Source organism: Corynebacterium argentoratense (genome assembly GCF_021491455.1).
GTDB classification, from domain to species: Bacteria; Actinomycetota; Actinomycetes; order Mycobacteriales; family Mycobacteriaceae; genus Corynebacterium; species Corynebacterium argentoratense_A.
The window spans coordinates 173,988-185,330 of sequence record NZ_JAKETN010000004.1; the positions used below are offsets into that span (position 1 = coordinate 173,988).

Genomic DNA, 11,343 nt, shown 5'->3' on the forward strand with positions numbered 1-11,343 from the left:
CGTTTCAGCTGAGGCGGCCGCCCTTGCGAGGAGGACACATGAAAGCATTGACCTGGCAGGCGTCAAATACGGTGAGCGTGGAGGAGGTCCGGGACCCACAGATCCAGGAACCCACCGATGCGGTCATCCGGGTCACCTCGACCGCCATCTGCGGATCTGACCTGCACCTCTATGGGGTGCTGGCTCCGTTCATGGGCGAGGGCGACATCATCGACCATGGGCCCATGGGCATCGTCGAGGGGGTCGGCTCAGCCGTCACCCACATCAAGCCGGGGGATCGGGTGGTCATCCCCTTCAACGTTTCCTGCGAGCATTGCTTCATGTGTCGCCAGGGCCTGCAGTCGCAGTGTGAAACCACCCAGGTCCGCGAATACGGCACCGGCGCGCAGTTCCTCGGTTACTCGCGGCTTTACGGCTCGCCCTTACGTCCCATCGTGGCTCGCGCTTTGCGCTCACGGGCGTTCACGCCGTCTGTAGCACCGCTAAAGGCGGACGCCCCAGACGAGCGGTTGTTCGACATCACGTAACCGCGCACGCGACGCGCCATGGTCACACGATCACGCTGCGGCGGCATCTCTGGCTCACGGTTATCCGCGCCAATGGCCTGGGCGACATGAGCGCCGGAAAAGACACCTTCCGCCAGCTCTAGCCACCACCCCCGGCCGGGCACAATGCATGCGCGTGCCGACAGCAACCGACGCGGCGTCATCACCCCATTTCACTAATGGTAATGACGTCGCGTTTCTCATTGCCGCCACGTAAGTCTGTGGATAAAACGGGGGTGCCGCGGGCAAGGTTATCCACAGGGCGAGTGACCTGGCGGCTGCGCCAGCTATGCGGACGAGGGCACTGTGAAGCCAATGGTTGAGCACATCCCGCACACCATCATGAAACTTCACTAGCTGTAGGAGATTATCCAATGACTCTTCATTCTTCCGTCCTGGTAGGTATCGTCGGCACCCAACCCGAATACAAAGAACTCGGACAGAATAAAACCAAACTAACGACCTTCCGCTTCTGCGCCAGCAACCGGCGCCAAAACCATTCAGGGGAATGGGAAACAGTGAACGAATGCTGGGTGACAGTTGAATGCTGGGGCGACCTTGCAACCCGTGTCCACGCCAACCTGAAGCAAAAAGACCGAGCGATTGTTGTCGGGCAGATCATCACCGAAACCTACGAAACCAAGGACAAACACAAGGCCGTCAAGGTGGTGTGCAAGGCGATGACGGTCGGGCACGATCTGAGGAATGTTCGTGACACCGAAGCAGACACACAAGCCCAGCAGCTCAGCCGCTCACCAGCCCCCAACGAGCCCGACGCCCATGCCATGGCGGATCCCCGTGCCTGAGGTGACAGGGTTCCGGTCGGATGATGACCCGCTTCACTTCCCTGCGTACGAAAAACTAGCCTGATTGCTGCTGCTCTAGCCGCAACGACTGTCTGCTTCGCTGTCCTGAGGTTGCTGTCGGCGAGCTCTACATTCCGCATCTCGATCCTCGTTCGGATGTGGTGGATGCGATGTTTAGGGGTCGCCCGGCGCGTTTCCATTGGGTTGAGGGGCCGGTTCCACAGGCCGCCATTGAACAAGATGGCCGGGTGGTACCCTTTGTGCTGACAGAACTTCCGTTTTTCTAGGCTCAAGGAAGGCCACTTAATGGGCGAATTTATTTACACAATGAAAAACGTGCGCAAGGCGCACGGCGAGAAGGTCATTCTGGACAACGTCACCATGGCGTTTTACCCGGGTGCCAAGATCGGTGTCGTCGGCCCGAACGGCGCCGGTAAGTCCTCTATCTTGAAGATCATGGCTGGTATTGATCAGCCGTCCAATGGCGAGGCATACCTGGAGCCCGGTGCAACGGTCGGCATCCTGCTGCAGGAGCCGCCGCTTAACGAGGAAAAGACCGTCCGCGAAAACGTTGAAGAAGGTTTGGGGGAAATCTTCGAAAAGAAGCAGCGTTTTGAGGCTATCGCTGAGGAGATGGCCACCAATTACACCGACGAGCTCATGGAAGAAATGGGCAAGTTGCAGGAGGAGCTCGACCATGCTGATGCGTGGGAGATCGATTCCAAGATCGAGCAGGCTCTTGATGCTCTGCGCTGCCCGCCTGGTGATGAGCCTGTCACCCACTTGTCTGGTGGTGAGCGCCGCCGCGTCGCGTTGGCGAAGTTGCTGCTGAGCGAGCCGGATCTTTTGCTGCTTGACGAGCCCACTAACCACCTGGATGCGGAGAGTGTGCTCTGGTTGGAACAGCACCTTGCTAAGTACCCCGGTGCTGTTTTGGCTGTTACCCACGACCGTTACTTCCTGGACCACGTCGCCCAGTGGATCTGTGAGGTCGACCGCGGAAAGCTCTACCCCTACGAGGGCAACTACTCCACCTACTTGGAGAAGAAGGCTGAGCGCCTCGAGGTTGCAGGCAAGAAGGACCAGAAGCTGCAAAAGCGCCTGAAGGAAGAGCTCGCCTGGGTTCGCTCTGGTGCGAAGGCTCGCCAGGCCAAGAACAAGGCCCGTCTGGCTCGTTACGACGAGATGGTTGCGGAGGCTGAGAAGTACAAGAAGCTTGACTTCGAAGAGATCCAGATCCCTACGCCGCCTCGCTTGGGCAACCAGGTTGTGGAGGTTTCTAACCTGGACAAGGGCTTCGACGGCCGTGTGCTGATCAAGGACCTGTCTTTCACCTTGCCTCGTAACGGCATTGTCGGTGTGATCGGTCCCAACGGTGTTGGTAAGTCGACGCTGTTTAAGACCATCGTTGGTTTGGAGCAGCCGGATGGCGGCGACGTGAAGGTCGGCCAGACTGTCCAGTTGAGCTATGTCGACCAGGGCCGTGAGAACATCGACCCGGAAAAGACTGTGTGGGAGGTTGTCTCTGACGGCCTTGATTACATCCACGTTGGTCAGAACGAAATGCCTTCGCGCGCGTACTTGTCCGCGTTCGGTTTCAAGGGTCCGGATCAGCAAAAGCCTTCGAAGGTTCTGTCTGGTGGTGAGCGCAACCGTCTGAACCTCGCGCTGACTCTCAAGCAGGGCGGCAACCTGATCCTGCTGGACGAGCCGACTAACGACTTGGACGTCGAAACCCTGTCTTCCCTGGAAAATGCTCTGCAGCAGTTCCCGGGCTGTGCCGTGGTTATTTCCCACGACCGTTGGTTCTTGGACCGCACCTGTACCCACATCCTTGCGTGGGAGGGCAATGTGGAGGAAGGCCAGTGGTTCTGGTTCGAGGGTAACTTCGAAGAATACGAAAAGAACAAGGTCGAGCGCTTGGGCGCTGAGGCTGCACGCCCCTCGCGTGTGACGCACCGCAAGCTCACTCGCTAAGTTTTTCTAGCGCGGCGACGTGCCATGCTCCTTCAGATGGGAGTGTGGCACGTCGTTTTTTATGATGGAGCCATGATAAAGCTGCTGACGCTCAATGTTCACGCCTGGCTCGAGGTTGCGCAGATCCCCAAAATTTATGCTCTGGCGCGGGAGATTGTTCAGCGCGATGTTGATGTTGTGTGTTTACAGGAAGTCAACCAGTTCATTGAGTCCCCGATCGTTGATGACGTCGCGGGGGTTGCGGGTGGCGGGTTATTCGTCGGGGATCCGCAGCACCCTGTGCGGGTAGATAACTATGCGCGGATCCTGGTGGGGGCTTTGGCGCACTATGGCGGGGAGGGTTTTTATTGGACGTGGGATAGCGCCCACTTGGGCTTTGATTGTTTTGATGAGGGCATTGCGATTGTGTCGAGGGCGCCGATAGCTGAGGTCCGTCGCATCGATCATTGTCCTTTGTTTGTGGATGACTATGACAATGTTCGCCGGCGGGCTTCTATTGCTGTGCGGCTGGATGGTGGTGAGCCTGTGTGGGTGGTCAGTAGCCACTTTTCCTGGTGGGCCGATCCGGCGGCTCATCCTGACGAAGATCAGGGGTTCCCGATTGGGGTGTTGCCGGAGGGTAGTGATGGTTTGTTGTTCCCGCATGAGTGGCGGCAGGTATCTGCCGCGTGTGCACGGTTGCGTGAAGAGTCAGGGCTGCCGGTGGTTATCGCCGGCGACTTTAACAATGCCGCTGATGTTGCTGGTCAGGGCTACTCGCTGGTGATGGCCGATGGGTGTTGGTCGGATAGTTTCTTGGCTGCCGATTCTGTGTCGGGGGAGGCGACGGTGCACAAGAGGATCCATGGTTGGTCGAATAACACGAAGGCTTTGCGGATTGATTATGTGTTCACCTCGGCTGGGGTTTCTCCGCGAAGTCATGAGGTGGTGTTTGCTGATGATTCCCCGTCTGCGATCTCTGATCATTCCGGAATTCTGGTCGAGCTGGATACAACACCGATCTAAAACGTGATGCCGGGATTCCAGCGTTTTACACAAAGACTGGAGTTGGCACATCGATCGCAGAAGGCAAACCCACTGCGGTTTTCGACGGCAACACCTACCTGCAAGAACGAGCCATCACCGTCGACATCGGGCTCGTTCACGCTCATACGGCGGACACCTCGGGCAACCTGCGCTTTAGGTTGGCCGCAAGGAACTTCAACCCGGTGGCAGCGATGTGTGCCCGGACGACTTTTGCAGAAGCCGAAAACCTCGTGGGTCTCGGGGAACTTCTGCCGGACGACGTCCACACTCCTGGGGTGTTCGTGGATTACGTCATGGCTGCGCATACTCCGAATGTGATCGAAAAAGTCGTCAATCGATAGAAGCAAAGGTAGGTATCGTCATGGCTTGGACTCGTGATGAAATGGCGGCCATTGCTGCCGCAGAATTAAAAGACGGTGACTACGTCAACTTAGGCATAGGCGTTCCAACGCTGATCGCCAGCAACCTGCCCGAAGGTGTGCACGTTACGCTGCACAGTGAAAATGGCATCCTCGGCCTTGGCCCGTATCCCCTCCCCGGGGAAGAAGATGCCGACTTAATCAATGCCGGAATTTTTGGGTTGATCGGCGGAACCGGCTTGGGCATGGTGATTACCCATTTCTTCTCCTCGCTTTCAACCGCGTCAACGTGGCCGATGAAAGTCTTCGCATATTCCGGCCTGCTGAACATCGCGGTGCCGTCGGGGGGCTCCAAGTTTGTGATCGAGGCACCGTATGTGGTTCCCACGACCTTGGATCTGGGTTCGGATTTGGGCCTCGTGCTGCAGGTCTACCAGATGGGCGACGGCGTGACGAACCTGATTATCCCCTTCTTCTGCTTGCCCTACCTGGCGAATTACCGACTGAAGTTCAGTGAGGTCATTGGTTACACGTTGCCTGCGGGGATTTCCATCTTTGTGCTTTCGTGCGCGTATTTCCTCATCCGCGCTTAGCTATCACCACCTAGACCACGAGGCATAATGTACTGAAAAAAGACTGTGCGCCTGACGGAAATCGTCAGGCGCACAGTCTTTTTAAGCGCTATTGATCGCAGAAACTATGTCGGCAGCTTAAGCGTGCTTTGCTTCGACGCGCTTGATTGCTTCTTCAGCAACCATTTCCTGGATGCCCATGTCGAGCTCAGAAGTGAAGCCAACGCAGGAGCAGTTGATCTCGCCGAGTACGTAGGTGTCACCACCGTCCTTAGCGTCATCGAGCATGAAGTCAGCGGTCCAGATCAGCGGGATGTTGTCGCCACCGAGCTTCTCGGCGATAACGGGTCGTGCTTCGGCGAACATGTCGACGAGTTCCTGCCAATCGGAAGGCTTGTCGTAGGTGTAGGTAGCGCCGGAGAACAGGGTTGCGGAGAAGTTGTCGCCGCCCGCAGCGGGCTTCTTGTGAACCACGAAGACGGGGTGGGGGCCGACGAGGAGGATGCGGATTTCCCCCTCAACGATGCGGGGCATGAAGCGCATGTCGACGAGCATGCCGTTGTCGCCAACGATGTACTGGTCGCAGAAGTCCATGAACTCGCCGAGTTCGCGGATTTCGGTGTGGTTGTCGACGGCTTCGGTGCAGCGCAGCTTGGTGTCCAGGGGCAGCTCGGTGCCGGGTTCAACCTTGGCTGCTAGTTCCTTGTCCTCGAGCTGGACGCGCCAGATGCCGGAGCCGGTGGAGCCACGGTTCTGCTTGAGGACGCGCTCGCCGTAGGACAGGGAGGAGGGGAAGGTCTTATGGAAGGACTCGACGTCGTAGTAGGCGTAGGTGTCGCTGGGCACCAGATCGGTGTCGGCCAGCTTGACCAGTGCGTCCTTCGCGCCGTAAGCCATCATCTCTTCGGGAGTGGACATGCCTACCAGGCCGGCGTCCTTGGACAGGCGGGTCAGAAGGTCGAAGTAGCCCTTTTCGCCGCCGGGGATGTTGCCCGGGTTGACGCGCGAGATGTAGGCGTCGAAGTTGTTGGAGACGTATTCGAAAAGTTGCTCGGCCCATTCGGGGCGGTAGTAGACGACCTCTGCGTTCCATCCCTGAGCCTTGATGGCGTCGACGATGGGGAGGGTGTCTTTGCGGTGGCCGTTGAACTGCTTGTCGTTGCCGCCTTCGACTTCAAATACGACGATAGCTTTGTGCACGTGGTTCTCCTTGGTTATTGCTCGATGTATGTTCAGGCGCGCGGCTTGCTGCGTGCTGTGCCTTGGTCGGGCACGGAACGTTGTGGCCTTGTACCTACTTCTAAAGCTATTCCCTCGGCAGTGGTATTGCACGCCAGAAACCCCCTTTGGTGCGCAAGGACACAACTGGGGCGCGCGGTGAGCCTGACTCTGCGCTAAGCTAGGGCGATAATAGGGTTTTTGGTGCCCGTTGTTGATTGCCCCCGCGTTAGTTGAAAGGTCGTTTTCTCATGCCTGCCCCCTTTGATCCTCATCCGTGTTTTTCTGAATATGCCCACCCGGAGAAATTGGTGTCGGCTTCGTGGCTGAGCGCCCGCTTGGGTACGCCGGGGTTGCGTGTGGTGGAGTCCGATGAGGATTCGTTGTTGTACGACATCGGCCATATTGCGGGGGCTGTGCGTATCGATTGGTTGAAGGATCTTAATGACGTCGCGGTGCGTGACTACATCGACGGTGAGGCCTTCGCAGAATTGATGCGCTCGAAGGGCATTCATCCGGATGACACGATTGTTGTCTATGGGGATAAGTCCAACTGGTGGGCGGCTTTTACCATGTGGGTGCTCGAATTGTTTGGGCATAAGGATGTTCGTTTGCTCAATGGCGGGCGTGACGCTTGGATGGCGGAGGAGCGCGATACTTCCTATGAGGTTCCAGAGTTCCCCCGTAGTGATTATCCTGTTCCGACGCGTGACGATAAGACTATCCGTGTGTTTGTCGATGGCGTGCTGGACCACATCGGTAAGGGGCCGATCATTGATACGCGTTCACATGAGGAATACACCGGTGAGCTCCGCAATATGGAGGGTTACCCGCAGGAGGGCGTGCAGCGTCCGGGCCACGTGCCGACTGCTGTGAATGTTCCGTGGAATCTGTCGGTGTACCCGAACAGCCGTTTCCGTAGCCGCGCGGAGCTGGATGAGATTTATAAGGATTTCGATCCGAATGACCCGACCGTGGTGTATTGCCGCATTGGTGACCGCTCGGCGCATTCCTGGTTTGTGTTGACCTACCTGCTTGGTTTTAACAACGTTCGTAACTACGACGGTTCGTGGGTCGAGTGGGGCAACATGGTGCGTATGCCGATTGTTCAGGGCGAGCAGCCTGGGGAGCCCACGGCCTAAAAGGTGGTGTTTGTTCACCCCATCCCCTACTCCTGAACGCAGTTCAACTGTGCAGGGTAGGGGCTTTTTAGCGCTCAGGACACCCCTTCGTTTACCCCCATTGCCACATTTTCCTTGGCATCGGCCCCTCACTCGGGCGTGTGATGTGTAACAATAGTGGTGTTCGCTGCCCAAACGATTAACGTGTGTGCGGCAGCACATAACAGTGTTAGTGCATTCATCCAGGAGGCGTTTAGTGTCTGTCGAGACCAAGAAAATTACTAAGGTCCTTGTGGCCAACCGCGGTGAGATCGCCATCCGCGTGATCCGCGCAGCCCGTGACGCTGGTATCGCCAGTGTCGCCGTGTACGCAGAGCCCGATGCCGAGGCACCTTTCGTCTCCATGGCGGATGAGGCGTTCGCCCTCGGCGGCCAGAATTCTGCCGAATCCTACCTTGTCTTCGACAAGATTCTTGACGCCGCGAAGAAGTCCGGCGCTGACGCTATTCACCCCGGCTACGGCTTCCTGTCCGAAAATGGCGACTTTGCTCAGGCCGTGATCGACGCTGGTCTGATCTGGATCGGTCCCTCCCCGCAGTCCATCCGCGACTTGGGTGACAAGGTCACTGCCCGCCACATTGCTATGCGTGCTAACGCTCCGATGGCTCCGGGTTCCAAGGAGCCCGTGAAGGATGCCGCTGAGGTTCGTGCATTCGCTGAGGAGCACGGCCTGCCGATCGCTATTAAGGCTGCGTTTGGTGGCGGTGGCCGCGGTATGAAGGTCGCGTACGAGATGGATGAGGTCGAGGACCTCTACGAGTCCGCTACCCGCGAGGCTGTTGCAGCCTTCGGTCGCGGAGAGTGCTTCGTCGAGCGCTACTTGGACAAGGCTCGCCACGTCGAGTGCCAGGTTGTTGCTGACATGCACGGCAACGTTGTGGTTGCTGGTACTCGTGACTGCTCCCTGCAGCGTCGTTTCCAGAAGCTTGTTGAGGAGGCTCCGGCTCCCTTCCTGACGGATGAGCAGCGAACCCGTCTGCACGAGTCCGCTAAGGCTATCTGTAAGGAAGCCGGCTACTACGGTGCGGGCACCGTTGAGTACCTGGTTGGTTCCGACGGCCTGATCTCCTTCCTTGAGGTCAACACCCGTCTGCAGGTGGAACACCCCGTCACCGAGGTCACCACTGGCCTCGACCTGGTTCGCGAGCAGTTCCGTATCGCTGAAGGCCGCGAGCTCCACATCAAGGAAGATCCGACCCCTCGTGGTCACGCGTTCGAGTTCCGTATCAACGGCGAGGATGCTGGCTCTAACTTCATGCCTGCTCCCGGCAAGATCACCAAGTACATTGAACCCGCAGGCCCCGGTGTCCGTATGGATTCCGGCATCGTCGAAGGTTCTGTCATTGGCGGCCAGTTCGACTCTATGCTCGCCAAGCTGATCGTCTTCGGTGAGACCCGTGAAGAGGCGCTGCAGCGTGCACGTCGTGCGCTGAGCGAGTACGTTATCGAGGGCATGCCCACCGTTCTTCCTTTCCACGCTCACATCGTGGAAAACCCCGCCTTCGTTGGTGACGGCGAGAAGTTCGACGTCTACACCAAGTGGATTGAAGAAGAGTGGGACAACCCGATCCCCGCTTACGTCGATCCTGCTGACGTTGAGGAAGAGGAAGAGGCAACCCCGAAGCAGAAGGTTGTCGTTGAGATCGACGGCCGTCGCGTCGAAATCGCTCTTCCCGGTGATCTTGCCCTGGCTGGTGGCGGCGCTAGTGGCGCTAAGAAGAAGGCCAAGAAGCGTCGCGCTGGCGGCGGCAAGAAGGCCGTCTCTGGTGACGCTGTGGCAGCCCCCATGCAGGGCACTGTCATCAAGGTCAACGTCGAAGAAGGCCAAGAGGTCAACGAGGGTGACACCGTCGTGGTCCTCGAGGCTATGAAGATGGAAAACCCAGTCAAGGCTCACAAGTCTGGTGTTGTCACCGGCCTGTCCGCTGCTGCGGGTGAGGGCGTCACCAAGGGTGCTGTCCTGATGGAAATCAAGTAGCTTCACGCGCTCAGCGCCTGTGTGCTCGGCCAAATCGGCCCGCATGCAGGCGCTTTTTGCGTTACACTCGTTTGGTATGAACAACGGTGATTTTCGCGTGGGCGACGCAGATCGGACAGCAGCCCTGGATTCTTTGTCCACGCTTGCAAGCCGCGGCTACATCACCCTCTCCGAGTTCGATGAACGCTCTCGCCGCGTCGCTGCTGCAGTGACACGCAACGAACTCAACGCTCTATTCACCGACGTGCCCGCCACTGCCTTCGAGGGCTCCCCTGGCAACGTCTACACACCAGGCCTCCCAGTGCCCTACGACGCATCCCCAGCACCCCAGCTGTGGACTCAAGGCATGTCCTATCCAGTCCCGGACGCGATCGAGTCCCCCCGGGAAGGTCGCCATATTCGCGACGGGTTTATGGCTATCACGGCGATCGTTGTTACGGCCGCCGCTGGCCTAGCAGACGTCGAAGCTCTGATGCTGATCATCCCCGTGCTAGCCATCTTGATCTACGGGATGAAGATCGGCCCCAAGAGCTGGTTTGCGCCGACAAAAAAGCAGTTGCAGAAACAAGAATTGCGGCGCCAGAAACAGATTGCTGCTATGCAGACCCAACAGATGCGCCAACAATTGGCCATCGAGTCCGCACAGCGTCGCGCGGAGATCATGGGCAATTTTGAAGAGTCCGCACGCATCGCTTCGGAAGCAACCAAACGTTTCGCGGATAAGGCCAACGACACCACCCGCAAGTTCTTCGGCTAGCCACTCCCCTGCCCACAGCGCTGACTACACTGGTGTCCTATGGACCCCATCGAGATCAACGGCGGCCGTTTTTATGCCCGCCCTCTCCACGATGACAATCGCATTGATGATCGCCCAGCACTGTCACTAATCATGGATGATGACGCCGCGGTGGACTATGTTGCGCGCGCACGGCAACAGTGGGCACAGGAATCAGCGTTGACGTGGGCGGTGTGCGAGCAGACCAGCGTGGAGATGCTCGCCTTGGCTCGCCTGGTACCTAACTGGGAGGAAAAAACCTGCATGGTATCTGTCACCCCGTGCGGTGATCCCTCCCGGGTGTTGCCCAACGACCCGGTCTTGGCGCCGAAGACGGTGGGCGACGCGGCGTCAGAAATTATGGGGACTATTAGACGCTGGGCGGAAGGCTTTCTAGGCCTACAGCCGGCCTAGAAATTCGACGAGCTGGCACCGATCTGGTATCTACACGGGGTCGGTATTTTTCAGCGCTTCGACAGCGCGCTTGCGGGTATCGGGATCGAGCTTTCTGCTGAACATCTCCGGCTGCCACCACTGCCAATTGGTTTTCCACCAGTCGATCGGGAAATAGCCTTCTGGGGTGGCTCCGCCGAACCAGGGATGGTTCTCGGGGATTCTGGCCATTAGAAAAACCTCCAACAACCAGTCGGCTAGTGGCCACAACACGATCAACCACATCAGCCACCCATGGGGGTTATCCAGCATTCCGGCGAACACAAACACAAAGATGGAGACCACCGGTGCGACAGTCCAGAACAAACCGTGCGCTAAAGCCTTGCGGGGCATACCCAAAATGCCGTAGTGAATGTCGGTCACCCCGGACATCACAGCGATCTTGTACGCCCGCGATTTCGTCCGGTTAACCTGCTTGCCGTCCACTACCTCAGGCAGGAGGTCTACTGCCTG

At 58.1% G+C, this 11,343-nt stretch carries 11 protein-coding genes and 1 pseudogene; 10 read left to right on the forward strand and 2 right to left on the reverse strand.

Annotation, left to right across the window (positions count from 1 at the left end):
* Window positions 1-38: 38 nt before the first annotated feature.
* From L1C91_RS06785 to L1C91_RS09465, 6 genes and pseudogenes are all read left to right on the forward strand, one after another.
* A pseudogene (locus L1C91_RS06785) lies at window positions 39-419 on the forward strand (alcohol dehydrogenase catalytic domain-containing protein); the annotation flags it as partial.
* A gap of 500 nt (window positions 420-919) precedes the next feature.
* On the forward strand, window positions 920-1,351 hold the full coding sequence (locus L1C91_RS06790; RefSeq protein WP_234858595.1) for a single-stranded DNA-binding protein: 432 nt from the start codon (window positions 920-922) through the stop codon (window positions 1,349-1,351).
* A gap of 306 nt (window positions 1,352-1,657) precedes the next feature.
* Complete coding sequence (gene ettA / locus L1C91_RS06795; protein WP_234858596.1) at window positions 1,658-3,328, forward strand: energy-dependent translational throttle protein EttA; 1,671 nt, start codon at window positions 1,658-1,660, stop codon at window positions 3,326-3,328.
* A gap of 72 nt (window positions 3,329-3,400) precedes the next feature.
* Window positions 3,401-4,333: an endonuclease/exonuclease/phosphatase family protein gene (locus L1C91_RS06800; protein WP_234858597.1), complete on the forward strand. Its 933-nt coding sequence runs from the start codon at window positions 3,401-3,403 to the stop codon at window positions 4,331-4,333.
* A 14-nt stretch (window positions 4,334-4,347) separates the two neighbouring features.
* Entirely contained in the window at window positions 4,348-4,695 is a 348-nt protein-coding gene (locus tag L1C91_RS06805; protein WP_328219663.1) for a CoA transferase subunit A, read from the forward strand.
* 20 nt (window positions 4,696-4,715) lie between these two features.
* Window positions 4,716-5,306, forward strand: a complete 591-nt coding sequence (locus L1C91_RS09465) for a TIGR00366 family protein (RefSeq protein ID WP_328219623.1) — start codon at window positions 4,716-4,718, stop codon at window positions 5,304-5,306.
* Window positions 5,307-5,423: 117 nt separating this feature from the next.
* Here the strand turns inward: L1C91_RS09465 and L1C91_RS06820 are convergent, their stop codons facing one another.
* The gene (locus L1C91_RS06820; RefSeq protein ID WP_234858598.1) at window positions 5,424-6,485 is read right to left on the reverse strand and encodes a Cj0069 family protein; all 1,062 of its coding nucleotides are present in this window, start codon (window positions 6,483-6,485) and stop codon (window positions 5,424-5,426) included.
* A 269-nt stretch (window positions 6,486-6,754) separates the two neighbouring features.
* On the opposite strand from L1C91_RS06820, the gene L1C91_RS06825 reads away from it, so the two are divergent.
* From L1C91_RS06825 to L1C91_RS06840, 4 genes are all read left to right on the forward strand, one after another.
* The gene (locus tag L1C91_RS06825; protein ID WP_234858599.1) at window positions 6,755-7,645 is read left to right on the forward strand and encodes a sulfurtransferase; all 891 of its coding nucleotides are present in this window, start codon (window positions 6,755-6,757) and stop codon (window positions 7,643-7,645) included.
* Between the two features lie 235 nt (window positions 7,646-7,880).
* Complete coding sequence (locus tag L1C91_RS06830) at window positions 7,881-9,662, forward strand: acetyl/propionyl/methylcrotonyl-CoA carboxylase subunit alpha (protein ID WP_234858600.1); 1,782 nt, start codon at window positions 7,881-7,883, stop codon at window positions 9,660-9,662.
* 76 nt (window positions 9,663-9,738) lie between these two features.
* Window positions 9,739-10,419 carry a DUF1707 SHOCT-like domain-containing protein gene (locus L1C91_RS06835; RefSeq protein WP_234858601.1) on the forward strand — a complete coding sequence of 227 codons (681 nt, stop codon included), beginning with the start codon at window positions 9,739-9,741 and terminating at the stop codon, window positions 10,417-10,419.
* A gap of 39 nt (window positions 10,420-10,458) precedes the next feature.
* Window positions 10,459-10,851, forward strand: a complete 393-nt coding sequence (locus tag L1C91_RS06840; RefSeq protein ID WP_234858602.1) for a hypothetical protein — start codon at window positions 10,459-10,461, stop codon at window positions 10,849-10,851.
* Window positions 10,852-10,881: 30 nt separating this feature from the next.
* On the opposite strand, the gene L1C91_RS06845 is transcribed toward L1C91_RS06840, so the two are convergent.
* Window positions 10,882-11,316, reverse strand: coding sequence for a hypothetical protein (locus L1C91_RS06845; protein ID WP_234858603.1), 435 nt, complete (start codon window positions 11,314-11,316; stop codon window positions 10,882-10,884).
* Window positions 11,317-11,343 lie beyond the last annotated feature (27 nt).

What these genes read in the sequence shown, in the direction of transcription:
- L1C91_RS06790 (WP_234858595.1), top strand. Translation starts at nt 920, where the DNA reads ATGACTCTTCATTCTTCCGTCCTGGTAGGTATCGTCGGCACCCAACCC.
- ettA (WP_234858596.1), top strand. Translation starts at nt 1,658, where the DNA reads ATGGGCGAATTTATTTACACAATGAAAAACGTGCGCAAGGCGCACGGC.
- L1C91_RS06800 (WP_234858597.1), top strand. Translation starts at nt 3,401, where the DNA reads ATGATAAAGCTGCTGACGCTCAATGTTCACGCCTGGCTCGAGGTTGCG.
- L1C91_RS09465 (WP_328219623.1), top strand. Translation starts at nt 4,716, where the DNA reads ATGGCTTGGACTCGTGATGAAATGGCGGCCATTGCTGCCGCAGAATTA.
- L1C91_RS06825 (WP_234858599.1), top strand. Translation starts at nt 6,755, where the DNA reads ATGCCTGCCCCCTTTGATCCTCATCCGTGTTTTTCTGAATATGCCCAC.
- L1C91_RS06835 (WP_234858601.1), top strand. Translation starts at nt 9,739, where the DNA reads ATGAACAACGGTGATTTTCGCGTGGGCGACGCAGATCGGACAGCAGCC.
- L1C91_RS06840 (WP_234858602.1), top strand. Translation starts at nt 10,459, where the DNA reads ATGGACCCCATCGAGATCAACGGCGGCCGTTTTTATGCCCGCCCTCTC.